Genomic DNA, 22,296 nt, shown 5'->3' on the forward strand with positions numbered 1-22,296 from the left:
AAGGGAAACACTTGACCAGTGACACCACGACCCCCACCTCGCTGGGCGTCCACTCGGAGGTCGGCAGACTGCACAAGGTGCTTGTGTGCGGACCGGGGCTCGCGCACCGCAGGCTCACCCCGACCAACGCCGCCGACCTCCTGTTCGACGACGTGATGTGGGTGGACAACGCTCAGCGAGACCACGCCGACTTCGTCAACAAGCTCACGTCGCGGGGTGTCGAGGTCGTCGAACTGCACGACCTCCTCGCCGCAACGCTGGCGATCCCCGGGGCCAGGGACTGGCTCCTGGACCGCAAGATCATCGCCAACGAGGTGGGCATGGGTCTCGTCGACTCCACCCGCGCCTTCCTGGAGGCTCTGGAACCCCGCCCGCTCGCGGAGTTCCTCATCGGCGGCCTCGCCACGGCGGACCTCCCGGACGAGTTCCGGCCCGGATACGTCGCCCTGGCCCGTGAGTCGACCGGCGTACGCGAGTACCTGATGCCGCCGCTGCCCAACACCCTCTACACACGCGACACCACCTGTTGGCTCTACGGCGGCGTCACCCTCAACCCCCTGTACTGGCCCGCCCGCCACGACGAGACCCTGCTGATGAAGGCCGTCTACCGCTTCCACCCCGACTTCAAGGACGCCACCGTGTGGTGGGGCGACCCCGAACAGGACTGGGGCCAGGCCACCTTCGAGGGCGGCGACATCATGCCCGTCGGCAACGGCGTGGTGCTCATGGGCATGAGCGAACGCACCTCCCGCCAGGCCATCACCCAGGTCGCGGCGGCACTGTTCGAACAGGGCGCGGCAGAACACGTCGTCGTCGCCGGCATGCCCAAGCTGCGGGCGGCCATGCACCTGGACACCGTCTTCACCTTCGCCGATCGCGACATCGTCACCCTCTACCCGCGCATCATGGACGCCGTCCACACCTTCTCCCTGCGCCCCGGGAGCGGCACCTTCCCCGTCGACATCACCAACGAGGGCTCCCGCCCCTTCACCGACGTCGTCGCCGGCGCACTGGGCCTGCCGAAACTGCAGGTGATCGAAACGGGTGGCGACGTGTACGCCTCCGAACGTCAGCAGTGGGACAGCGGCAACAACGCCGTCGCCCTCGAACCGGGTGTCGTCTTCACCTACGACCGCAACACCCAGACCAACAACCTGCTGCACAAGGCGGGCGTCGAAGTCATCACGATCGTGGGCGCCGAGCTCGGCCGCGGCCGCGGCGGCGGCCACTGCATGACCTGCCCCCTCATCCGCGAACCCGTCACCTACTGACCCGTCCTGACAGCCGGCTGTCCCACCACGGGACGGAGTCGCGCTATCTGCGGTCGTCACATGGGGGCGCTCCGTACGTGTCGAAGAGCTGCGTTCCCACAGCAGTTCGCGAGGCAGTGCAGCAGCCGGTCCCGACGGGTTGACCAACCGGCGCCCCGGACGGAGTGGGGTGCCTCGGTGGTCTGGTTGCGCCCGAGGGAACCGAGGGCAGGCGACGCTGCGTTCATCGCGGACATGAGCCGAGCGACGGGTACGAATCGAGACACGGGCGTGAGCCAGGAGGCGAAAGGGTGCGGAGGGTTCCTCGTAGCGGCCCTCGCCTCCGTGATCGCGGTGCTGTCCCGGGCGCAGCCGGCGCGCATCAGCATCGACGGCGGGTTCGAGCAGCAGCACCTGGATCTGAGCGTGCTCTACATCGACCTCTCGTTCATCGCCGTCGAGGGCGCTCCTGTACCACTCGCAGCATGGCTGCCGACCTTGCGGAGGCTGCAACGCTCATAGGTCTCGGCGGTGGCCGCCATGGCCGCGCTCGCCCCCGGTGCATGGGTCCCACCAGCTGGTGGACCCTCTGCCAGCGGCCGGAACACCGCCCGACCCACCTCGACCGGGCAACCAGCCGGCGAACCCACCCCCGAACACGACGACGGCCTGCACAACCCCGACGGGGTCGTACAGGCCGTCGTCACGCACGGCCCGAATTCACCAACAGGGTCCGGACGTTCGGAGCGGGACGCAAGGTGAGCGGCCTACGTGGCAGGATTCCACCGGCCGTCAGGAATTCCGGGCCGTCGGGTTTCCTGCTTGCCGTCAGATCTGTTCCTGGCCGCCGGATCCCTCCTTGTTGTAGGACCTTTTGTGGGGTGCCTTCTTGTGCGCGGGCTTGTGGTGCGCGGGCTTCTTGTGCGGAGGCTTCTTGTGCGGAGGCTTCTTGTGCGGAGGCTTGCTGATGTGGATGGTGACCTTGGCGGGCTCGCTGGCAATCTGGTTGCCTTGCGGGTCGGTTCCCGTCGCGACCGCCACGTTGGTGACGGAGCAGCCCTTGCCATCGCCGCCTGCCTTGGTCTTCTTGCACGCGTTGGCGTCGGCCTGGGTGATCGTGAAGGTGCCGTGGCAGTTGGTGCTGGCTCCGGGTGCCAGCGTGGTCGCGTCGCAGGTGACGTCGGCGACGCGGTTGTCGCTGACCAGCACGCTGTGCAGGTCGGTGCTGCCGGTGTTGGTGACGGTGTAGGAGTACTGCACCTTCTTCCCGACGACGTACGGACCGGGTGTGACGACGCGCTTCTTCAGGGCGATCGAGCCCGTGACCTCGAAGTTCAGACAGACTGTCTCGTTGTCGATCGTGGCGCAGATCAACTCGGGCCGGGGTTGGCCGGCGGGCCAGGTGGTGACGGCGTGCAGCAACGCGTCGGTGATCACCTGATTGGGCGTCACGGTGCCTGGATTGGCGGTGAACATGGTCAGCACCGGCTGGAAGAACGGGCCGGCCGGCGTGCCGCCGTTGGAATCGTTCTGCAGGCTGGCGGTGATCTGTGCTTGCTGTCCGGCTGCGATGTCGGCGGGCACGGAGTGGATCGTCAGGACCAGCCAGGGCTGAAAGTCGATCTCCTCGACCGCCGTCCCGGCCAGGTGATCGCAGCCCGGGCCGTTTGGCATGTCGTTGCAGCCCCACCAGTTGAACCGCGCGTCGATGTCCGCGGCAGGATCGTTGTTGACCACGCCCTGCCCGGAGCCGCTGTCGACGATCCGGTTGTACTGGACCGTCATCGGCCCGTCGTAGGCGCCCTGCGCGACGAAGATGCCGGAGCCACCCGACCCGGTGATGGTGTTCTGCGTGATCGTGGCACCGGAACTGGGTGTCGTCTGGCCGCGCAGAGTGAAGCCGATGGCATCGTGACCGGAGTCGACGATGCGGTTGTTGCGCAAAGTGACGCCACTGGTGTTGGAGATTTCCACGCCGAAGCGTCCGATGACCGTTCCGGTCCGCTCGATGGTGTTGTCCTCGACGGTGATATTGGTGTTCGTCACCGCGGCGAACCCGGTGAAGAGCAGGATGCCGCCGTGGGTCTTGTCGACGATCGTGTTGTGCGTGATCGCGATGTTGTGGCAGGCGCCCGACACCTGAACACCGCTAAAGCCGCCGACCATGCTGTTCCGCGTGACGACGGCGTCCGAGACAACGACGAAGACGACCGGGAACTCGCCGTCCATGTTGTTGTCGTCGATGGTGATGTTCCTTGTTGCCCCGGGGACTTCACCTCCGGCGATGTTGATCGGCGAGTTGCCGTTGTCCTGGAATTTGTTCTGCGAGAACGTCGCGTTCGCCAGCGGTCGGAAGGTGAAGACCCCGTTGCCCTGTGCTCCGGGGTGGAGTGTGGCGTTGTTGTTGTCGATGAAGAGGTTCTGCTGGAAGACCGAGGGGATCGCGCCGTTGGAGGACGGGGCGAATCCCTTGAGGTTGTTCGAGAAGATGTTGTTCTCGACCTGGTAGCCGCTGAAGTTCTCGCTGGTGCTCACCCCCGCGCCGTCGGCGTTGCCGGTGAAGGTGAAACCGTCGATCGACACCCCATTGGCCTGCGCGATCCACATGTCCTCTTGGATCGGGGTGTTGAGCGTGGTCGTGATGACCGTCTCGCCCGGGCCGCCGGGGGTGCGGGTGCGGGCGTCCACTCCGGCCTGGGCGCCTTCGAAATGCAGGTCGGCCTTCTGGATGACCAAAGGAGTGGTCATGACATAGGTGCCTGCCTGCACCCTGATGGTGTCCCCAGGGGCGGCCTCGTTGTAGGCGAACGGGATCGATGCGCACGGCGCGACGGCCGAGCCGCACCCCGGTGTGTCGGCCCCAGTGGTCTCGACGTTGATGACGGCCGCGGCGGCGGCCGGAGGTGCGGTCCCCAGCACTGGGGCCACTCCGCCGAGCACCCCCGCGAGGAGGTAGGCGAGCCATCGTTTGTTCATCGAAAGGGACCTCCCGAGCCGTGGTTACAATGAGTACTGGATCGTAGCGGGGAGTAACATGATCTCCGTGGATGTGCACGCCGACTCGCACGAGCACGCACGCCCGGGTCACTCCTTGGGCGTAGGCGTGTGCGGATGCGCGCTGGGCGCCATCTGCCCACCCGCAGGCGACGCGGCGGCGCGGCAAGAACCCCCTGACACTCCAGCAGCGTTCGTCCATTTGCGCTGGTCAGAAGGCCTGTATGGAGTCCATCCGGTTGATGGTTCGTCAGGGCTGAGGCGATTCGTGACTCGCCCGACCGGGGTACGTACGGTGTTGGTATGCCAGTGGCGGGCTATGGCCTGATGGCATCGGCGCCAGTTCGACCATTGGAGCCGATGTTCGGGGCGTAGGCACCGCAGAGATTGTGTTTTCGAGGTCCGGGCGGGGTTCAGGGTTCTTCGGATTTCCGCCGGAGAGGGGCGCGCGGATGCAGGAATCGTTTCCTCGACCCCGTTACCGTCTTCGTAGCCTGAAACAGGGCTCTCAGCCTCCGGCCCCCGGTACGACCCGCCGCATCCACCGTGGGAGCGATCCGCCGGCGCATGCACGTCCTGGCCCCGAACGACGTCGCTGTCTTGTACGCCTGGAGGAGTATCCCGGGCTGGACGCCGGGAACGGCGCAGTGTGGTTCCACCAGCCGGGTTCCGACCCGGCGGAGTGCTGGCTCTTCGATGCGAAGGACTGTGTCGGGGCGACGCTGCTGGGGCGCCGCTTCACCTGCGACCGTCGGTTGCGCGCCGCTCGTCGCTTCCTCGTCGTGGCCCAGCACCGCGCGACGCCCGCGTACTTCGCCGACGTGGGCCGTGACCTCGACGGCCGGATCAGCGGTGTGGGAGTCGTCGACGAGGAAGCCGGCGGTGAGCGGACCTGCGGAGAGCCCCTGCTCCCGGGGCTCATCGGCGTCGAACGCAGACCCCGGACCCCGGTCAGGCGTCCCCGTACGCCTCGCCGCCCAGCTCCAGCAGGGCCTCGCCCGCCGTCGCGTCGGCCAGCCAGCCACGGAATCCCTCGACATCGGCGTCCGGCAGCCCGATCTCGATGACGACGGCCTCCGCGTAGCGGACCTCGCGCACGGTCCGTCCGGTGGCCCGGAGGTCGTTCTCCAGCTTGCCGGCGCGCTGATGGCCGACCGTGATCGTGGCGAGGCGGAACCGCTGCCGGGTGAGTGTGCCGATCGCGTCGAGGGCCTCGCCGACCACTCCCCCGTACGCCCGGATCAGTCCGCCCGCGCCGAGCTTCACACCGCCGTAGTAGCGGGTGACGACGGCCACGACGTACCGCATCTCACGGCGCGTCAGCATCTGCAGCATGGGGACACCGGCGGTGCCGCCGGGCTCTCCGTCGTCGCTCGCCTTCTGCACGGAGGCGTCGGCGCCGATCACATAGGCGAAGCAGTTGTGGGTGGCGGTCGGTTGTTCCCTGCGGATGCGTGCGACGAAGTCCTGCGCCTCCTGCTCGGTGGCGGCGGGGGCGAGCGCGCAGATGAAGCGTGACCGGTTGATCTCGGTCTCGTGCACGCCCGCTCGGGCGACTGTCCGGTACTGCTCCTGCATCTGGCCAGCCTATGCCCCGGCCGGGAACAGTCCGGCGCCGCCGTCCGTTGTCCGGATCATGTACGCAGACGCAGAGACGATCCGCAGGATTCTCCGGGACACGGGCGAGACCTGGGCCGTGGTGGGCCTGTCCGACAACCGGTCGCGCGCGGCCTACGGCGTCGCCGAGGTGCTTCAGCGCTTCGGCAAGCGGGTGGTCCCGGTGCATCCGAAGGCGGAGCGGGTCCATGGCGAGGACGGCTATGCCTCGCTGGCCGACATACCGTTCCCGGTCGATGTGGTGGACGTCTTCGTCAACAGCGAACTGGCGGGCGGCGTGGCCGACGAGGCGGTGGCCGCGGGCGCGAAGGCGGTCTGGTTCCAGCTCGGGGTGGTCGACACCGAGGCGTACGACCGCACGCGCGCGGCGGGGCTCGACATGGTCATGGACCGCTGCCCGGCCATCGAGATTCCGGCGCTGAGCCGATAGCCTCAGCACTCCCGTCTCTCGTCCGACTGTGCGTGGTGTCACACTCGCGGTCCGGCTGGGAGAATGGCCCGCTGTGGGTACTACGACTGCGCCGATCGTCCGTCACGGCCGAACCGGGCTGGCCCGGCAGCTGTCCGAGCTCGGAGTGGAGCGGAACGGCGTCCTTCTGGTCCATGCGTCGATGCGGGCGGTGGGCGCGGTCGGCGGCGGGGTCGGTGCGGTGGTCGGTGCGTTGCGCGACGCCCTCGGCAGGCAGGGCACACTCGTCGTCCCGGCTTTCACCCCGGAGAACTCCGACACCTCTCCGCACTATCTCGACCGGGTGCGCGGTCTCACCGACCAAGCCCGGGAGGCGGTACGGGCGAGCATGCCGCCGTTCGACGCGGCGACCTCGGCCGCGCCGTCAATGGGCCGCCTCGCGGAAGCGGTGCGGCTGACCGAGGGGGCGGTACGCAGCGGACACCCTCAGACGTCCTTCGCCGCGCTCGGCCCGCTGGCCCGGAATCTGGTGGCGCACCACCGCTCCGACTGCCATCTCGGGGAGGACTCCCCGTTGGCCCGCCTCTACGACCTGCGGGCCCAAGTGCTCCTGCTGGGCACCGGGTTCGACACCTGCACCGCGTTCCATCTCGGTGAGTACCGGGTGCCCGCCCCGCCCCGCCGCAGCTACCGCTGCGTGGTGACGGCCGAGGGCCGACGCCAGTGGTGGGAGTACGACGACGTCGCACTGGACGACGGCGACTTCGCGGCCCTGGGAGCGGGCTTCGCCCGCTCGGACAACGGTGCGGCCGTCCGCACCGGTCCGGTGGGCGCGTCGACGAGCCGGCTCTTCCGCCTCACCGATGCCGTCGACTTCGCGTCCCGCTGGCTGCCGTCACACCGGGGCGGGTGCCGGTGAGGGCCCTCTGCCGGGCGCACGGCTGAGCGGCGGCCTCAGACCCTGACACCCAGGCCGTCGACGATCACCGCGCCCGGCAGGGCGGCCAGTGCCTTGCCCGGGACGATCAGCTTGCCCCGGCGGCTGCCGCTGCCGATCAGCACCCACTCCTCGTCGACGACGGCGGGATCGATCAACAGCGGCCATCCGGCCGGAAGTCCGATCGGTGTGATGCCGCCGTACTCCATGCCGGTCTCGCCGATCGCCGTGTCCATCGGGGCGAAGGACGCCTTGCGGGCACCGAGGTACTTGCGGACCGCGCCGTTCACGTCGACGCGGGAGTGGGAGAGGACGAGGCAGGCCGCCAGCGTCACTTCGCCGCCGCGCTTGCCCGCCACCACGACGCAGTTGGCCGACCGGTCGAGCAGTTCCGCGCCGTGGTGCTCGACGAAGACCGCGGTGTCGGCGATGGCCGGATCGGTGTCGACGTGGATGACGTGCTCGGCGGGGACGCCGCCCCAGCCCTCGGTCACGGCTGCGGCGACGGGCTCGGTGAGCAGGTCGAGGCGGTCGGCCGCCGGGCAGGCGTTCTCGAAGGATCCGATGGGTGCGCGCATGCCCGCCACGCTAACAGCGTCCCCGAGGCGGCCGGTTGGCCGTCTCACCGTACGGGCGGGATCGAGACCGCCATGGTCACCTCGGTGGGCTCGGAGCCGTCGTTGCGATAGGCGTGCGGGTGATGCGCCTCGAAGGTGGCGGATCCACCGGCGGGTACGCGGTACGAGGAGCCGTCGACGACCAGGGTGAGCTCGCCCGCCGTGACGTGGAGCAGTTCGACGGTGCCCTCGGGGTGCGGATCGGAAGTGCTGCTGTCGCCGGGCATCAGGCGCCACGACCAGAGTTCGAGGGGGCCCCTGGCCTCCGTACCGACGAGCAGGGTGGTGGCACTGCCCGCCTCCGTGGACCACATGCGTACCGCCTGGCTCTCGGGCACCAGCCGGACCGGTGAGCCCTGTTCGTAGTCGAGCAAAGTCGTGATGCTGACGCCCAGCGCGTCGGCGAGCTTGACCGTGGTGCCGACGCTCGGATTGGTGCGGGCCTGCTCGATCTGAATGATCATGCCGCGGCTGACCCCGGCACGGGCGGCGAGTGCGTCCAGGGTGAAGCCGCGTTCCCCCCGCCAGCGTTTGAGATTACGTGCCAGCGACTGAGTGAGCTGATCCAGGTCAGACACATTCCGTCCAATATTTTGGATGACAGGGTCAAAAATACTGCACTACGGTGTGGTGGACCGCACCGTTCATCGCACTGTACTGCGAGGCATGCCATGACAGCACTGTTCGCCCTGGCCACCAGCCTGCTCTGGGGGTTGGCCGACTTCGGTGGCGGACTGCTCACCCGGCGTATGCCCGCACTCACCGTGGTCGTCGTCTCGCAGGCCGCCGCTGCCGTGGTGCTGGGCGGCATCGTGCTCGCGACCGGCGGCTGGAGCGAGGCGGGTCCGCGTCTCTGGTTCGCCGTCGCGGCGGGCGCCGTCGGACCGGTCGCGATGCTGAGCTTCTACAAGGCCCTGGCGCTCGGCCCGATGGGCGTGGTCTCGCCGCTCGGATCACTGGGTGTCGCCGTTCCGGTGAGCGTCGGGATCGTCGTCGGGGAGCGGCCGGGGCTGCTGCAGTTCGCGGGGGTCGGCGTGGCCGTGGCGGGCATCGTGCTGGCCGGTGGTCCGCAGTGGCGCGGGGCGCCGGTGCAGCGCCGGGCGGTGCTGCTGACCCTGGTGGCCGCGTTCGGCTTCGGTTCGGTGATGTCCTTGATCGCGGAGGCGTCCACCACGGTCACCGGGCTGTTCCTGGCGCTCTTCGTCCAGCGCCTGACCAACATCGCGGTGGGCGGTACGGCCCTGTACGTATCGGTGCGGCGCGGGGAACGCGCACTGCCGGAGGAGGGCGGCGTCGCCGTGGTGCCGGCCGCGCTGCCCGCCCTGGCGTTCGTCGGACTCGCGGATGTAGCGGCCAACGGCACCTACTCGATCGCCGCACAGCACGGCCCGGTCACTGTGGCCGCCGTGCTCGCCTCGCTCTACCCGGTGGTCACGGCCCTGGCCGCGCGCGGCGTGCTCAAGGAACGGCTGCGCGGGGTACAGGTGGCCGGGGCCGGTCTCGCGCTGATGGGCACGGTACTGCTGGCGACCGGCTGAAGGCTCCAGGCCACCACCGCCCTCAGCCGCCGGACGGGCCCGAAGCCTCGCCCGGTTCCGCCAGGGACAGCAGCTGCTCGGGCGTGACGCCCGACGGAATCGGTACCGGGGCAGGGGTACGCAGCGGAGGCTGCCAGCCCTTCTCCGGGTCCCAGCTGCGCACGACACGGGCGGGAGCACCGGCCACCACCGCGTGGTCGGGCACCTCGCCCCGTACGACCGCTCCCGCCGCGACCACCACATTGCGCCCCAGCACGGCCCCCGGCAGGATCACCGCTCCGGTGCCGATCCAGCAGCCCGGCCCGATGACGACCGGCTCCATGCGGGGCCACTGCTTGCCGACCGGCTCGTGCGGGTCGTCGTAACTGTGGTTCGTGGACGTGACGTACACATACGGTCCGCAGTACGTGTCCGGGCCGATGGTCACCCTGGTGTCGGCGACGACATGACTGCCGCGGCCGAGCACCACTCCGTCCCCCAGGGTCAGGATCGGTTCGGCGCCGAGGTCCAGGTCGGGCATGAGCCCGGCCGTCAGCGTGACCTGCTCACCGATCACACAGTGCGCGCCGAGCTCGATCCACGGCTCCCCGAAGACCGTGCCCTGCGGGAAGGCCAGCCGGGTGCCTTCGCCGATCCGGCCGAACCGCAGCCCGCCGGGGTGTTCCGCGGTGACCGCGCCCGACTCCTGCACCCAGTGCCAGCCGCGATGGACGGCCCGGGACAGGGCGCGCCGCCGCCAGGCGGCGAGGGAAGAGAACGCGTTCCTGTTCTTGGACACTCGCACACGGTAGTCGGCGGCGACCGGCGTGATCACCGCGGCAACCTGTGATGTTCACCCCACTCGACGCCGGCCCTCAGCCCGTCGCATACCGTTTCTCCGACGCGATCGGACAGCGACGGCCGAGCCGTGGCGGTCGGACGACCGCGACCGCACCCCACCTGAGCACGGAGGAACGGGCGATGGCAGAGCAGGCGTTGATCACGGCAATGGGCGGCAAGGAGCCGGACATCGATGCGGAGGCCTTCACCGCACCGACGTCGGTCGTGATCGGCGAGATCACGATGGCGGCGGGCTCCAGCGCCTGGTACCACGCCGTGCTGCGTGCCGACTGCGGTCCCATCGTCATCGGCGCCGACAGCAACATCCAGGACAACTGCAGCGTGCATGTCGACCCCGGGTTCCCGGTGACGGTCGGCGAGCGTGTCTCGGTCGGGCACAACGCCGTACTCCACGGCTGCACCATCGAGGACGACGTCCTTGTCGGCATGGGGGCCACGGTCCTCAACGGCGCCCGCATCGGCGCCGGTTCGCTGGTCGCGGCACAGGCACTGGTTCCGCAGGGGATGCAGGTACCGCCGGGGTCGCTCGTGGCCGGCGTACCCGCCAAGGTCAAGCGGCAGCTGACCGAGGAAGAGCTCGAGGGCATCAAGTTCAACGCGGTGGGCTACGTGGAACTGGCCAAGGCACACCGCCAGGCACACGAGAGTTGAGCAAGACGCAACGACACGGAGCGCAACCGAGGGGCACGGGCGGGTCGGCGGAGGGAAGCGAAGGAAGCGTCGGACGACGATTCCCGTGGGACCGTTCCGCCCCCGGCCCGGCCCGTACAGCCCCGGCCGGGACGGTTCACCCCGGACCGGTCCCGTACGGCCCCGGTCCGGTCAGTCCACTGCCGGCACGGTCTTCGCGTCGGGCGCCGATACGGCCGACGCCTGCGCCGCCGCCTTCTCGGCCCGGTTCTTCAGCACCAGCATCGAGGTCACACCGATCAGCACCGCGGCGACCAGGCCGAGGTACGAGAACCGCTTGAGCCAGGCCTCGGCGACGACACCCACCGAGTAGACGACGGCCGTGGTGCCACCGGCCCAGACGATGCCGCCGAGCACGTTCGCGATCAGGAACTTCCAGTACGGCATGTGCAGCACGCCGGCCAGCGGACCCGCGAAGATCCGCAGCAGGGCGACGAAGCGGCCGAAGAACACCGCCCACATGCCCCACTTCTGGAACGACCGTTCCGCCATGCCGATCTGGCTCTCCCCGAAGTGCTTGGGGAACTTCCCGCCGAGCCGGGCGAGCAGCGGCCGTCCGCCCTTGCGGCCGATGGCGTAGCCGACCGAGTCCCCGATGACCGCGCCCGCCGATGCGCAGGCACCGAGGATCCACGGGTTGATTCCGTCGTGTCCGGCGGCCAGAAGTGCCGCGCTGACCAGGACGATCTCGCCCGGCAGCGGAATACCGAGGCTCTCCAGCCCGATGACGACGCCCACCAGGACATACACGCTGACCGCCGGGACGGTCTCCAGCCACTCCTGGATGTGCAACGCCGATTCCTCCCGTAACTGAATGTCCGGTTGCCCGCCGGCCAACTCCTCGGCGCACCGCGGGAATGCTACCTGTCCGGCCATCCGCCCGAACAGCGCGAAGGACCGCCACGGCCCCTGGAGTCCAAGGGGTCCGTGGCGGCCCTTCGAGCCGTTCCTGATCAGGCGTTCGGACGCAGCGTCCAGACGACCGTCATCTCACCGGTCACCGCGCCGTCCGCGCGCCGGATCTCGATGGCCACCGGGAATTCGGGGCGCTTGCCCTCGTCCAGTTCGGCGACGATCTCGGCCACCGGGCGGCCGAGGGTGGCCGTGGCCGTGACGACGCCCTTGGCCAGCTTCTTGTAACCGATCTCCGCCTTCACCGCCAGCGGAACAGCGCGGGACAGCTGGTCGCCGAAGGCGGCGATGACGATCGCACCGCTCGCGGACTCCGCGAGCGTGAACATCGCGCCGGCATGGGGTCCGCCGACGTGGTTGTGGTAGTCGGCCTGGTCCGGCAGACGGACCACCGCGCGCTCGGCGGTCGTCTCCAGGAACTCGAGATTGAGGGTTCGGGCCATCGGGACCGTCGCGGCGAGCATCTCGCCGACAGTCGTCTGTTCAGCACTCATGACTGGATGTTACTTACGAGTAGAGCTGTTTGGCCATCCCTGGATCCCCTGCGTCCCGTACCGCTGTCGCTTCCTTCACCGTCCGCTCACGGGGGCGGGCGTAGCCGACCGGGCACCGCCCCTCTATCGTTACTCGCCATGTGGCCAGGACAGCAGCCGCCCGGGGGCGAGCAAAACCCGCAGGACCAGAGTCAGAACCCGTATCAGCAGCCGGGGTACCGGCAGCCGAATCCCTATCAGCAGCCGGGATATCAGCAGCAAGGACAGCCCGGGCAGCAGCCGGGGCACCCGCAGCAGGGTCAGCAGCCCGGCTACCCGCAGCCGAACCCTTACCAGCAGCCGACCGTGCCTCAGTACGCGGTGCCCGGCCCGCCCGGTGGTCCGCGGCCCGACGGCGGCAAGAAGAAGACCACCGCCGTCGCGATCGTCGCGGCCACCGCTGTCGTCGTGGCTGCCGTGGTCACCGGTGTCGTCGTGATGAACAAGGACGACACCAAGGGCAAGGACGTCGCCGACGACAAGAACTCCTCGGCGCCCGCCGATCCGTCCGAATCCGCGTCCTCGCCCGAGGCGAACCCGCGCGGCACCGACGGGGACGCCAAGCCCCTGATCGCGGGCTGGAAGGTCGTCACCAACCCCAAGTGGGGCACGCAGTTCGACGTACCCGGCGACTGGGAGGTCGGCGCTCCCGGCACGTCCTCGTTCTTCGAGGACGACAAGAAGGGTGACGGCTCGCCCCTCATCGGTTTCTCCGCACCGTCGTACTACCAGAGCAAGTGGTGCGTGGACGATTCCGACAAGGACGGCACCACGGAGGACATCAGCCTCGCCAGTGCCGGTACCAGGGGCGCCCAGGGCGCCACCGACGCCGCCAAGAACGCGCACAGCGAGGCCGGCACCTGGGCATGGGCCGCCTATGCGCAGCACATGCCGCAGAGCACGATCAAGTTCACCCCGGCCAAGCAGTACACCACCAAGTCGGGGCTCACCGGCCAGGTCGTCACGGCCACCGCTCCCGACGTCACGAAGCGGAAGGAGTGCGACAGCGACGGCAAGTCGATCGCCTTCACCTTCAAGAACAAGAAGGGCGAGTTCGCGTCCTGGGTCCTGTACGGAGCGGACAACGTCAAGGACGAACTCCCCGACACGACGATCCAGAAGATTCTGAGCACCGTGCGGCTGGTGGACATCGCCCCGTCCCCTTGACCCACTTCCCCGCATCCGGGAAAGCAGTTGGCAGGGCGGGGCCGCGGCAGCGATAGTCCCTTGGTGACTGCCGCTCCCGCTTCCCCTGTGCGCCGCCCCGGCCGCAACTATCGTCTGCTGACCGCCGCCGCGATCATCACGGGTCTGGGTACCCATGGCGCGCTGATCGCGGCGGCGTTCGCGGTTCTGGAGGCGGGCGGTGACGGCGGCGACGTCGGGCTGGTGGCCGCCGCCAGGGCCGCACCGCTGGTGCTCTTCCTGCTGATCGGCGGGGCGGTCGCCGACCGGCTGCCGCGCCACCGGGTGATGGTCGCGGCGAATGCCCTCAACTGCGTCTCGCAGGCCGCCTTCGCCTGGCTGGTCCTGGCCGGTGATCCGAAACTGTGGCAGATGATGCTGCTCACCGCGTTGTGCGGCACCGGGCAGGCGTTCTTCAACCCGGCGGCCGAGGGCATGCTGATGTCGAGCGTCAGCCGTGAGCAGGCGAGCCGCGCCTTCGCCCTCTTCCGGATGGCCATGCAGGGCGCGACGATCGGCGGTGCGGCGCTCGGCGGCGCCATGATCGCCGCGATGGACCCGGGCTGGGTGCTGGCCATCGATGCCGCATCCTTCGCCTTGGCGGGTGCGCTGCGCGCCTTCCTGGACGTCAGCCACATTCCGTCGCGCGCGCCGGGCGGCGGTCTGCTCGCCGATCTGCGGGACGGGTGGCAGGAGTTCGTCGGCCGCCCCTGGCTGTGGAGCATCGTGGCGCAGTTCTCGGTGGTGGTCGCCGCGGTGGGGGCCGCCGAGTCGGTGTACGGGCCGCTGGTCGCCCGGGACGAGCTCGGCGGCGCCCGCCCCTGGGGCTTCGCGCTCGCCGCGTTCGGGGCCGGCACGCTGGGCGGGGCGTTCCTGATGACGCGTTGGAGGCCCCGGCGGATGCTGCTGGCCGGGACCCTCTGTGTCTTCCCGCTGGCGCTGCCGCCGGCGGGGCTCGCGGTGCCGTTGCCGGTGGCGGGGCTCTGCGGGGTGATGTTCGTCAGCGGCGTCGCCATCGAGGTGTTCGGGGTCTCGTGGATGACGGCCATGCACCAGGAGATCCCGGAGGAGAAGCTGTCGCGGGTCTCGGCGTACGACTGGTTCGGCTCGGTGGCGATGATGCCGGTCGCCACCGCGCTCGCCGGTCCGGTGGAGGCCCTGGTCGGGCGCGGTCCGGCCCTGTGGGGCTGCGCGACGCTGATCGTGCTGGTCACCGGCGCCGTGCTGTTCGTACCCGAGGTACGCAATCTGACCCGCGCCACCGTCACCACCGAGGTGGTGACGGCCAAGGCGCAGGCGTCGGCCTCAGCCGATGCCGAAGGCTCCGTCGGGCGGCTCGGGTGAGGCGACCGCCTCGCTGTCCCCGACCGGCCGGGCGGCTCCGGCGAACCGGTCCAGCGCGGGGCCGTACTCGACCCTGGCGGGGAAGGCGTCGGCGGCGCAGCGACGGGTCAGTGTCGCGGTGTCGACGGGGAGCAGGGACGCGACGACGATGACGTTGCCGAAGCGCCGGCCGCGCAGCACCGCGGGTTCGGCGATCAGCGCGAGCTCCTCGAAGACGGCCGCGAAGGTGGCCAGTTGGGAGCGGAGGAACCCGAAGGGGGCGCCGTCGGCGAGGTTGGCGGCGTAGATCCCGCCGTCGCGCAGCGCCCGTCGGGCGGCCTGCGCGTACTCGACGGTGGTGAGGTGGGCGGGCACCCGTGAGCCACCGAAGACGTCCGCGATCAGGAGGTCCACGGAGCCGGGCCGGGTCTGTTCCAGCCGGCTGCGGGCGTCCGTGCCGTGCACGGTGATCCCGCTCCCTTCGGGGACCGGCAGGTGCTCGGCGACCAGGGCGAGGAGCCCGAGGTCGGCCTCGGCGACATCCTGGCGGGAGCCGGGCCTGGCCGCGGCGATGTAGCGGGGCAGGGTGAGCGCACCGCCGCCGAGGTGGAGTACGTCCAGCGGTGCGCCCGGTGCCGCCGCGCAGTCCACGACGTGGGCGAGCCGTCGCGCGTACTCGAATTCGAGGTGGTCCGGCGCGTCGAGGTCGACGTACGACTGGGGCGCGCCGTCGACGGTGAGCAGCCAGGCCCGGTCCCGGTCCACGTCGGGCAGGAGTCTGGCGGTGCCCTGGTCCACGTCCCGGATGACAGGTATCGACTCGTTCACTCCCCCATTGTGGGGTGCCGGATCAGCTGTTCACGACCGCGGCGACGGCTTCGGTGTGCGCCGCCGCCTGGGCGAGCCCGGCGCGGGCCGCCGCGGCCCGGTGGCCCGGGTCGAGGGGGTTGTGGCCGAACGCCTTCTTCGCCGCCGCGTCGGGGGTGATGACCTCGACACGGGCGCCCTTCGCGGCGAGTTCGGCCGCCTGTGAGCGCGGCGAGGCGATGGCCTTGTTGCCACTGGCCGTCGGTGCGATGACGACGACGCGTCCGTAGCCCGCGGCAAGATGGGCGTTGGCCGGGGAGTGCACCCCGCCGTCGATCCAGGGCCGTCCCCCGACGGTGGCGACCGGCCAGACGGCCGGGACGGCGCAGCTCGCGGTGACGGCGTCGACGAGGGGCACCTCGCTGTCCTTGTCGAACGTGTGGAGTTCACCGGTGGTCGCGTCGACCGCGGTGACGCGCAGGGGCCGCTCGGGCCAGTCGGTCGTCGGGAGGCGTTCGGCGATCGCCGCGCGCCGCTCTTCCGCGGTGACGCCGAGGCGGGCGCCCTGCGCGATCCCGGCCAGCTTCCGGCCGTATGCCTCGGGGGTACGGGCGGTCAGTACGGCCCCCGCGTAGCGCAGGAGTGTGAGCGCGCCGAGCTTGCCGCCGGTCGTGTCCTGCGGATCGGCGAGCTGGAGTTCGTACAGTTCCGGAAGGCCGAGCAGCCCTGAGGCCAGCTGCGCGCCGACCACTGCGCCCGCCGAGCTGCCGATGATCAGGTCGGCGCCGGTGAGGTCCACGCCCGCCTGCGCGAGTCCGTAGAGAATTCCCGTTTCCCAGACGCTGCCGGTGACGCCGCCGGCACCGAGCACCAGTGCTGTTTCCGTCATGCCGTCAGTCTTGCGCAAGGCATCGGGCCCGCCTCCCGTGGGGTACGGGAGGCGGGCCCTTGGTGCGGCACGCGTCAGAGCAGTCCGGTGACGGTGCCCGCGCCGACGGTGCGGCCGCCCTCGCGGATCGCGAAGCCGAGTCCGGTCTCCAGCGGGACGTCACGGCCCAGTTCGACGGTCAGGTCGACCGTGTCGCCGGGGCGCGCCACCGCCACCGCACCGAGGTCGACGTCTCCGACGACGTCCGCGGTGCGGATGTAGAACTGCGGCCGGTAGCCGGTGGTGACCGGCGTGGTCCGGCCGCCCTCCCGCGCCGACAGGACGTACACCTGCGCGGTGAAGCGGCGGCTCGGCGTCACGCTGCCGGGCGCCGCGACCACATGGCCGCGGCGGACCCGGTCGCGCTCCACGCCGCGCAGCAGCAGCGCCACGTTGTCGCCGGCCTCGGCGGACTCCATCGGCTTCCCGAAGGTCTCCAGACCGGTGACGACCGTCTCGATGTCCGGACCCAGCACCGACACCCGGTCGCCGACCCGCACGGTGCCGCGCTCGACGGCTCCGGTGACGACGGTGCCCCGGCCGGTGATGGTCAGGACGTTCTCCACCGACAGCAGGAACGGCGCGTCGGTGTAGCGGACCGGCATCGGCACGTACGTGTCGACGGCGTCCAGCAGTGCCTCGACGGCCGCGGTCCAGCGCGGGTCGCCCTCCAAGGCCTTCAGGCCCGACACGCGTACCACGGGGACGGAGTCACCGCCGTAGCCGTGCGCGGAGAGCAGCTCGCGGACCTCCAGCTCGACCAGGTCGGTCAGCTCGGAGTCGCCCGCGTCGGCCTTGTTGAGGGCCACGACGATGTGGTCGACGCCCACCTGCCGGGCGAGCAGGACGTGCTCGGCGGTCTGCGGCATGATCCCGTCGAGCGCGGAGACGACGAGGATCGCCCCGTCGAGCTGGGCGGCGCCGGTGACCATGTTCTTGATGTAGTCGGCGTGGCCCGGCATGTCGACATGGGCGTAGTGACGGGTGTCGGTCTCGTACTCGACGTGCGCGATGTTGATGGTGATGCCGCGCTGCGTCTCCTCCGGCGCCCGGTCGATCCGGTCGAACGGGACGTACGTGCCGGTTCCGCGGTCGCTGAGGACCTTGGTGATGGCGGCGGTCAGGGTGGTCTTGCCATGGTCGACGTGGCCCATGGTGCCGATGTTGAGGTGCGGCTTGGTGCGCACGTATGCCGTCTTGGGCATGGCTCATTCCTTGGAATTCGAAGCTGAGAGAGAAGACCCCAGGGCCCCGCCGACCCTCCCCTTACGGGGTCCGCCGGACTGTCGGGGGAGGGTCAGCTTCGGGCGCCGCCGATGGGCGCCGCGGCAGCGGTGAATGCTGCCGCTGCGACAAATGCCGCTGCGATGACGGAGTTCACGGCAGCCTTCGGCGCGTCCGCGACTGCGGACCTCGCTGCGGGAAAGGCGTACCGGAACATGGGTCCGATCATGGCCGAGGGATGTGGCGGCGTCCAACGCTTTTCCGGCGGACATCGCGGGCGGGATACGGGAGTTCGGCATCCGGCCGCCGTCGGAGGCACGACGTTCCGCAGGGCTCCGGGAGTGGTACGGGCCGCCCGTACCGTTCGCGTTGCGGCGATCACCCACGGGCGTCGGTTAGTCTCCCCGCATGCTCGACCCCGTCCCCGCCGCCCGGCCCGCCACCGGTCTCGCCGCGCGCTGCACGAGGGCGCTGCTGTCGCCCTGGTCCCGGTTCTCGCTGCTCGTGGTGGTGCTGCTGGCCGCCGCGGCGGCGATGCTGCTCCTCGAACCCCAGCGGCTGCTCGCCGCCGACTGGCCCGGCCGGCTGAGCGGGGGCACCGCCGCGGTCGTGCTGTTCGGTGTCGCGTACGGCGCGTGCACCGTGGCCTTCGTACCGCGGCCCCTGCTCAATGTCGCCGCGGGCGCGCTCTTCGGTTCGCAGGCGGGTCTGGCCGCGGCGCTGGCGGGCACGGTTCTCGGCGCGGGCATCTCGTTCGGGCTGGGCAGGGTGCTCGGGCAGGACGCGCTCCGTACGCTGCTGCGCGGGCGCTGGCTCAGGGCGGCGGACGGTCAGCTGAGCCGGCACGGTTTCCGCTCGATGCTGGCGCTGCGGCTGTTCCCCGGTGTCCCGTTCGCGGCGGCCAACTACTGCGCGGCGGTCTCGCGCATGGGGTATCCGCCGTTCCTGGCCGCCACCGGGCTCGGCTCGGTCCCGAACACCGCCGCGTATGTCGTCGCGGGCAGCGAGGCCTCGTCACCGACATCGCCCGCGTTCCTGGCGGCGATGGGCTTCATCGTGCTGACGGGGCTCGGCGCGGCCGTCGTCGCCTGGCGCAAGCGCCACCGCCTCGCCGCCGAGTGAGCCGGTACGAGCCGGAGCGGGCAGCCGGGGCGGCACGGGGTACGCGTAAAGCTGTTCATCTGAGGGCGATACCCTGCCCGCGACCGACCGAAGATCTCCGGGCGCGGCACGGCCCTGCCCTCATTCGACCGCAAATCCGCACATGGCCGACGGCACCCATGCCCGTCGGCCGATGCACGATCACCTCCGGGATGGCCAAAGCCCCATGAGCTGGTTCGAATCGTTCGTCCTGGGCCTCGTTCAGGGACTGACCGAGTTCCTGCCGATCTCCTCCAGCGCGCATCTGCGGCTGACCGCCGCGTTCGCCGGCTGGCACGACCCGGGTGCGGCGTTCACCGCCATCACCCAGATCGGCACGGAGGCGGCCGTCCTCATCTACTTCCGCAAGGACATCGTCCGGATCGTCTCGGCCTGGTTCCGCTCGCTGATGGACCGGTCGATGCGCGGCGACCACGACGCCCAGATGGGCTGGCTGGTCATCGTCGGCTCCATCCCCATCGGCGTGCTCGGTGTGACGTTCAAGGACCAGATCGAGGGGCCCTTCCGCGATCTTCGGCTGATTGCCACCACGCTGATCGTCATGGGCATCGTCCTCGGCATCGCCGACCGCCTCGCCGCCCGTGACGAGGCGGGGGGCAGGCACCGGGCCAGCAAGGAGCGCAAGACGCTCAAGGAACTCGGCGTCAAGGACGGCCTGATCTTCGGTTTCTGCCAGGCCATGGCCCTGATCCCGGGTGTCTCCCGCTCCGGCGCCACCATCAGCGGCGGTCTGCTGATGGGGTACACCCGCGAGGCGGCGGCCCGCTACTCCTTCCTGCTGGCGATCCCGGCGGTGCTGGCCTCGGGTGTCTTCGAGCTGAAGGACGCGGGTGAGGGACATGTGTCGTGGGGGCCGACGATCTTCGCGACGTTCATCGCGTTCGGCGTGGGGTACGCCGTCATCGCGTGGTTCATGAAGTTCATCACGACCAAGAGCTTCATGCCGTTCGTCATCTACCGCGTGCTGCTGGGCATTCTGCTCTTCATCCTGGTCGGCGCCGGGGTTCTGAGCCCGCACGCGGGCGAGTCGGCGGGGTAGGTCCTTCCTTATCGGAACACGCCGGGCTCGCAGGTCGGCACGTACGTGCACATAGCCGCGAGCCCCCGGGTCGGCTTCCCGTCCGTGGGCTCAGCGCTTCGCACGGCGGTGGGCCATCAACCCGCCCATGAGCAGCCCGACAAGCAGGGTCACGGTCAGTACCGCCCAGAGCGGCAGGGTGACGGTGGGGACCCACAGGCGAATGCCGACCGATTTGGTGTTCGCGGCGATGAACCAGATCGCAACTCCCGTCAGCACCACGATCCCGATGGTGCGTATGCGTACGTCCTGGCCCTTGACGGAGAGGGTGGGCGGCGCGTGGGGTCGAGACATCTTCTGTGCCATGAATCCAGTATTGAGCGATTCAGGTGATTAGTCCTGACAGGCCGCATTCATTGCTCTCTGCGATGCGGGCAGGAAGGGGGCCTCTTGGTAGCTCGGGGGCGCGCGCCCGGGACCACAGACCGCCACCCGTGGATCACGGCCTAGACAGGAGTCGGAAACACGAACCGCACGTCGGTCAATTGTTCCGACAACTCCCACAGACGGCGGCCGGTCCCGGCATCGGCCGCTGCGGGGGACAACTGCACCCGCGTCGGTCCGCCGCGCAGCTCGGCCGGGCCGTCTGGCCCGATGAACTGGCCGCCCTCCACATTCGGGTCGGTCGCCGCGTACAACTGTGGCAACGCGCCATGGGCCGGGGTCTGGGCGAACAGCGGGTTGCCGATGCGGCCGAATACCACCCGCCACAGGGCGATCGGTGCACTCCTCTGCAGGTTGGTGGCGGTATAGCCGGGATGGGCCAGCAAGCTGCGCACGGGGCTGCCGGCCTCGGTCAGCCGCCGGTGGAGTTCCTGTCCGAAGACGGCATTGGCGAGCTTCGACTGGTTGTAGAAGGCCATGGGTTTGTACCTGCGCTCACCGGCGAGGTCATCGAAGTGGATACGCCCCTGCCGGTGGTTGATCGAACTCACCGTGACCACGCGGGGGTCGCGCCCGACGGTCAGCAGGTCGAGCAGCAACCCGGTGAGCGCGAAGTGGCCGAGGTGGTTGCAGGCGAACTGCAACTCGTGGCCCTGCGCGCTGAGTGATCGAGGCGGCGCCATCACGCCGGCGTTGTTGACGAGCACGTCGAGCCGCGGATGATCGGTGTGCAACTGGTCGGCGAAGGCTCGGACCGAGTCGAGATCGGCCAGGTCGAGGTGGCGCACCTCGAGGCCGGCGCCCGGCTGCTCTGCGGCGATCTCTGCGACCGCCCGGTGACCCTTTCCCTCGTCGCGTACCGCGAGGATCACGTGCCCACCCTGGCGGACGAGCGCCCGGGTGGTCGCCAGGCCGAGACCGCTGTTGGCTCCGGTGACGACGAACACCCGCTTCGTCTGGTCCGGGATCTGCTCGGGAGTCCAGCGCTGCTGCTGTGTCATGCGGCATAGGCTGCCTCTAGTGGCATCAAGTGTCAATACGCTACCGAGTGCCATGCGGGGCATGGCATTACCATGGTTCGGTGAGTTCCCGTCCTGAAGTGACCATGGCCCAGCGCAAGCGTCAGCTCGTCTCGAACGAGCTGACGGAAGCAGCGCTGCAACTTCTGGCGCTGAAGGGGTTCGACGTAGTCACCATCGACGAGATCGTGACCAGCGCCGGCGTGTCCAAGCGAACGTTCTTCCGGTACTTCGCGTCGAAGGAGGACGTGGTCGTCCGATTCCTGGCCGACATGGGCACCGGAATTCGCGCAGAGTTGGCGGCCCGCCCCATCGAGGAGCGGCCCTCCGTGGCACTGCTGCACGCCGTCTCGGTCCCCGTCACTGCCTGCGCCGACCACTCCGACAGGGCACTACGCGTGGTGCAGCTGATTCTGCGTACCCCCGCCCTGCTCGCACGCTTCCTGGAACGCCAGGCGCGGTGGCGCGACGACCTGACAGTGGAGTTGGCGCGCCGCCTGGGGCTCGACCCCGACGCCGATCTGTACCCACAGCTGGCCGCCGGGATGGCCCTGACCGCCTTCGACGCCGTGCTGCAACGGTGGAGCGGAAGCGACGGTGCCGAGGACCCCGCCGAACTGATCGACCGGGCCTTCGCCGTGATCGCCCCGGCGTTGGACGCCGCCCGCACGACGGGGGAGCCGAGTTGAACCCGACCGGCATGACAGCGCAGAACTGCGACAACAGGGCCGCCTGACACTCGGTTGGATTCGTCTCTGCGTTGGACTCGAACAGGAGCCCCCGCATACCGGCCGCCTCCGCCGCGGTGACGTTGACCGTGACATCGTCGATGAAGGGACAGTCCGCGGGC

The 22,296-nt window shown here is 69.9% G+C and carries 24 protein-coding genes; 12 read left to right on the forward strand and 12 right to left on the reverse strand.

From position 1 onward, the window contains the following. The first annotated feature begins 11 nt into the window (after positions 1–11). Together ACFVV1_RS37090 and ACFVV1_RS37095 are read left to right on the forward strand one after the other, a co-directional pair. Positions 12–1,271 carry an arginine deiminase gene (locus ACFVV1_RS37090; protein WP_389998931.1) on the forward strand — a complete coding sequence of 420 codons (1,260 nt, stop codon included), beginning with the start codon at positions 12–14 and terminating at the stop codon, positions 1,269–1,271. Between the two features lie 270 nt (positions 1,272–1,541). Then, positions 1,542–1,772 (forward strand): hypothetical protein, encoded by a 231-nt coding sequence (locus tag ACFVV1_RS37095; RefSeq protein WP_389998934.1) that lies wholly within the window; start codon positions 1,542–1,544, stop codon positions 1,770–1,772. Between the two features lie 306 nt (positions 1,773–2,078). Here ACFVV1_RS37095 and ACFVV1_RS37100 read toward each other — a convergent pair whose 3' ends face one another. Continuing rightward, complete coding sequence (locus ACFVV1_RS37100) at positions 2,079–4,226, reverse strand: right-handed parallel beta-helix repeat-containing protein (protein WP_389998937.1); 2,148 nt, start codon at positions 4,224–4,226, stop codon at positions 2,079–2,081. Between the two features lie 470 nt (positions 4,227–4,696). Here ACFVV1_RS37100 and ACFVV1_RS37105 point away from each other — a divergent pair, with 470 nt between their 5' ends. Continuing rightward, positions 4,697–5,311, forward strand: coding sequence for a hypothetical protein (locus tag ACFVV1_RS37105; RefSeq protein ID WP_389998940.1), 615 nt, complete (start codon positions 4,697–4,699; stop codon positions 5,309–5,311). On the opposite strand, the gene ACFVV1_RS37110 is transcribed toward ACFVV1_RS37105, so the two are convergent. Continuing rightward, positions 5,196–5,822: a YigZ family protein gene (locus ACFVV1_RS37110; protein ID WP_389998942.1), complete on the reverse strand. Its 627-nt coding sequence runs from the start codon at positions 5,820–5,822 to the stop codon at positions 5,196–5,198. The genes ACFVV1_RS37105 and ACFVV1_RS37110 overlap by 116 nt on opposite strands. 58 nt (positions 5,823–5,880) lie before the next feature. On the opposite strand from ACFVV1_RS37110, the gene ACFVV1_RS37115 reads away from it, so the two are divergent. Both ACFVV1_RS37115 and ACFVV1_RS37120 read left to right on the forward strand, forming a co-directional pair. Continuing rightward, positions 5,881–6,291: a CoA-binding protein gene (locus ACFVV1_RS37115; RefSeq protein ID WP_389998945.1), complete on the forward strand. Its 411-nt coding sequence runs from the start codon at positions 5,881–5,883 to the stop codon at positions 6,289–6,291. A 73-nt stretch (positions 6,292–6,364) separates the two neighbouring features. Then, complete coding sequence (locus ACFVV1_RS37120) at positions 6,365–7,189, forward strand: aminoglycoside N(3)-acetyltransferase (RefSeq protein WP_389998948.1); 825 nt, start codon at positions 6,365–6,367, stop codon at positions 7,187–7,189. Positions 7,190–7,224: 35 nt separating this feature from the next. Here ACFVV1_RS37120 and ACFVV1_RS37125 read toward each other — a convergent pair whose 3' ends face one another. Both ACFVV1_RS37125 and ACFVV1_RS37130 read right to left on the reverse strand, forming a co-directional pair. After that, positions 7,225–7,785: a YbaK/EbsC family protein gene (locus ACFVV1_RS37125; protein ID WP_389998951.1), complete on the reverse strand. Its 561-nt coding sequence runs from the start codon at positions 7,783–7,785 to the stop codon at positions 7,225–7,227. A 44-nt stretch (positions 7,786–7,829) separates the two neighbouring features. Continuing rightward, positions 7,830–8,402 carry a helix-turn-helix domain-containing protein gene (locus tag ACFVV1_RS37130; RefSeq protein WP_389998954.1) on the reverse strand — a complete coding sequence of 191 codons (573 nt, stop codon included), beginning with the start codon at positions 8,400–8,402 and terminating at the stop codon, positions 7,830–7,832. A gap of 93 nt (positions 8,403–8,495) precedes the next feature. On the opposite strand from ACFVV1_RS37130, the gene ACFVV1_RS37135 reads away from it, so the two are divergent. Further along, a complete protein-coding gene (locus ACFVV1_RS37135; protein WP_389998957.1) occupies positions 8,496–9,362 on the forward strand; it encodes an EamA family transporter in 867 nt (288 codons plus the stop codon). A 22-nt stretch (positions 9,363–9,384) separates the two neighbouring features. On the opposite strand, the gene ACFVV1_RS37140 is transcribed toward ACFVV1_RS37135, so the two are convergent. Further along, the gene (locus ACFVV1_RS37140; protein WP_389998959.1) at positions 9,385–10,140 is read right to left on the reverse strand and encodes an acyltransferase; all 756 of its coding nucleotides are present in this window, start codon (positions 10,138–10,140) and stop codon (positions 9,385–9,387) included. 182 nt (positions 10,141–10,322) lie between these two features. Between ACFVV1_RS37140 and ACFVV1_RS37145 the strand changes: the two genes are divergently transcribed. Next, entirely contained in the window at positions 10,323–10,853 is a 531-nt protein-coding gene (locus ACFVV1_RS37145) for a gamma carbonic anhydrase family protein (RefSeq protein ID WP_389998961.1), read from the forward strand. A 171-nt stretch (positions 10,854–11,024) separates the two neighbouring features. On the opposite strand, the gene ACFVV1_RS37150 is transcribed toward ACFVV1_RS37145, so the two are convergent. Beyond that, positions 11,025–11,684 carry a DedA family protein gene (locus tag ACFVV1_RS37150; RefSeq protein ID WP_389998964.1) on the reverse strand — a complete coding sequence of 220 codons (660 nt, stop codon included), beginning with the start codon at positions 11,682–11,684 and terminating at the stop codon, positions 11,025–11,027. A 161-nt stretch (positions 11,685–11,845) separates the two neighbouring features. Further along, a complete protein-coding gene (locus ACFVV1_RS37155; protein ID WP_389998966.1) occupies positions 11,846–12,298 on the reverse strand; it encodes a DUF4442 domain-containing protein in 453 nt (150 codons plus the stop codon). A gap of 138 nt (positions 12,299–12,436) precedes the next feature. On the opposite strand from ACFVV1_RS37155, the gene ACFVV1_RS37160 reads away from it, so the two are divergent. Together ACFVV1_RS37160 and ACFVV1_RS37165 are read left to right on the forward strand one after the other, a co-directional pair. Next, on the forward strand, positions 12,437–13,504 hold the full coding sequence (locus ACFVV1_RS37160; protein WP_389998968.1) for a hypothetical protein: 1,068 nt from the start codon (positions 12,437–12,439) through the stop codon (positions 13,502–13,504). A gap of 63 nt (positions 13,505–13,567) precedes the next feature. Next, positions 13,568–14,866 carry an MFS transporter gene (locus ACFVV1_RS37165; RefSeq protein ID WP_389998971.1) on the forward strand — a complete coding sequence of 433 codons (1,299 nt, stop codon included), beginning with the start codon at positions 13,568–13,570 and terminating at the stop codon, positions 14,864–14,866. Here the strand turns inward: ACFVV1_RS37165 and ACFVV1_RS37170 are convergent. From ACFVV1_RS37170 to tuf, 3 genes are all read right to left on the reverse strand, one after another. Continuing rightward, positions 14,828–15,673 carry a spermidine synthase gene (locus ACFVV1_RS37170; RefSeq protein ID WP_389998973.1) on the reverse strand — a complete coding sequence of 282 codons (846 nt, stop codon included), beginning with the start codon at positions 15,671–15,673 and terminating at the stop codon, positions 14,828–14,830. The genes ACFVV1_RS37165 and ACFVV1_RS37170 overlap by 39 nt on opposite strands. Before the next feature lie 22 nt (positions 15,674–15,695). Next, entirely contained in the window at positions 15,696–16,541 is an 846-nt protein-coding gene (locus ACFVV1_RS37175) for a patatin-like phospholipase family protein (protein WP_389998976.1), read from the reverse strand. A 74-nt stretch (positions 16,542–16,615) separates the two neighbouring features. Next, the gene (gene tuf, locus ACFVV1_RS37180; protein WP_389998978.1) at positions 16,616–17,785 is read right to left on the reverse strand and encodes an elongation factor Tu; all 1,170 of its coding nucleotides are present in this window, start codon (positions 17,783–17,785) and stop codon (positions 16,616–16,618) included. Between the two features lie 427 nt (positions 17,786–18,212). On the opposite strand from tuf, the gene ACFVV1_RS37185 reads away from it, so the two are divergent. Together ACFVV1_RS37185 and ACFVV1_RS37190 are read left to right on the forward strand one after the other, a co-directional pair. After that, complete coding sequence (locus ACFVV1_RS37185) at positions 18,213–18,926, forward strand: TVP38/TMEM64 family protein (RefSeq protein WP_389998981.1); 714 nt, start codon at positions 18,213–18,215, stop codon at positions 18,924–18,926. Between the two features lie 205 nt (positions 18,927–19,131). After that, positions 19,132–20,004: an undecaprenyl-diphosphate phosphatase gene (locus tag ACFVV1_RS37190; RefSeq protein WP_389998984.1), complete on the forward strand. Its 873-nt coding sequence runs from the start codon at positions 19,132–19,134 to the stop codon at positions 20,002–20,004. A gap of 90 nt (positions 20,005–20,094) precedes the next feature. Here ACFVV1_RS37190 and ACFVV1_RS37195 read toward each other — a convergent pair whose 3' ends face one another. Further along, positions 20,095–20,349: a DUF1049 domain-containing protein gene (locus tag ACFVV1_RS37195; protein WP_389998987.1), complete on the reverse strand. Its 255-nt coding sequence runs from the start codon at positions 20,347–20,349 to the stop codon at positions 20,095–20,097. A gap of 140 nt (positions 20,350–20,489) precedes the next feature. Next, the gene (locus tag ACFVV1_RS37200; protein ID WP_389998989.1) at positions 20,490–21,428 is read right to left on the reverse strand and encodes an oxidoreductase; all 939 of its coding nucleotides are present in this window, start codon (positions 21,426–21,428) and stop codon (positions 20,490–20,492) included. A gap of 104 nt (positions 21,429–21,532) precedes the next feature. On the opposite strand from ACFVV1_RS37200, the gene ACFVV1_RS37205 reads away from it, so the two are divergent. Further along, positions 21,533–22,135: a TetR family transcriptional regulator gene (locus tag ACFVV1_RS37205; protein WP_389999048.1), complete on the forward strand. Its 603-nt coding sequence runs from the start codon at positions 21,533–21,535 to the stop codon at positions 22,133–22,135. The last annotated feature ends 161 nt before the right edge of the window (positions 22,136–22,296 follow it).

This window comes from Streptomyces sp. NPDC058092 (genome assembly GCF_042884935.1).
Lineage (GTDB): Bacteria > Actinomycetota > Actinomycetes > Streptomycetales > Streptomycetaceae > Streptomyces.

Bases quoted from the DNA above. Each gene is read 5' to 3' on its own strand.
- ACFVV1_RS37185 (WP_389998981.1), top strand. From the start codon at position 18,213: ATGCTCGACCCCGTCCCCGCCGCCCGGCCCGCCACCGGTCTCGCCGCG.
- ACFVV1_RS37145 (WP_389998961.1), top strand. From the start codon at position 10,323: ATGGCAGAGCAGGCGTTGATCACGGCAATGGGCGGCAAGGAGCCGGAC.
- ACFVV1_RS37195 (WP_389998987.1), bottom strand. From the start codon at position 20,349: ATGGCACAGAAGATGTCTCGACCCCACGCGCCGCCCACCCTCTCCGTC.
- ACFVV1_RS37110 (WP_389998942.1), bottom strand. From the start codon at position 5,822: ATGCAGGAGCAGTACCGGACAGTCGCCCGAGCGGGCGTGCACGAGACC.
- ACFVV1_RS37190 (WP_389998984.1), top strand. From the start codon at position 19,132: ATGAGCTGGTTCGAATCGTTCGTCCTGGGCCTCGTTCAGGGACTGACC.
- ACFVV1_RS37160 (WP_389998968.1), top strand. From the start codon at position 12,437: ATGTGGCCAGGACAGCAGCCGCCCGGGGGCGAGCAAAACCCGCAGGAC.
- ACFVV1_RS37205 (WP_389999048.1), top strand. From the start codon at position 21,533: ATGGCCCAGCGCAAGCGTCAGCTCGTCTCGAACGAGCTGACGGAAGCA.
- ACFVV1_RS37100 (WP_389998937.1), bottom strand. From the start codon at position 4,226: ATGAACAAACGATGGCTCGCCTACCTCCTCGCGGGGGTGCTCGGCGGA.
- ACFVV1_RS37105 (WP_389998940.1), top strand. From the start codon at position 4,697: ATGCAGGAATCGTTTCCTCGACCCCGTTACCGTCTTCGTAGCCTGAAA.
- ACFVV1_RS37175 (WP_389998976.1), bottom strand. From the start codon at position 16,541: ATGACGGAAACAGCACTGGTGCTCGGTGCCGGCGGCGTCACCGGCAGC.
- tuf (WP_389998978.1), bottom strand. From the start codon at position 17,785: ATGCCCAAGACGGCATACGTGCGCACCAAGCCGCACCTCAACATCGGC.
- ACFVV1_RS37115 (WP_389998945.1), top strand. From the start codon at position 5,881: ATGTACGCAGACGCAGAGACGATCCGCAGGATTCTCCGGGACACGGGC.
- ACFVV1_RS37135 (WP_389998957.1), top strand. From the start codon at position 8,496: ATGACAGCACTGTTCGCCCTGGCCACCAGCCTGCTCTGGGGGTTGGCC.
- ACFVV1_RS37200 (WP_389998989.1), bottom strand. From the start codon at position 21,428: ATGACACAGCAGCAGCGCTGGACTCCCGAGCAGATCCCGGACCAGACG.
- ACFVV1_RS37125 (WP_389998951.1), bottom strand. From the start codon at position 7,785: ATGCGCGCACCCATCGGATCCTTCGAGAACGCCTGCCCGGCGGCCGAC.
- ACFVV1_RS37155 (WP_389998966.1), bottom strand. From the start codon at position 12,298: ATGAGTGCTGAACAGACGACTGTCGGCGAGATGCTCGCCGCGACGGTC.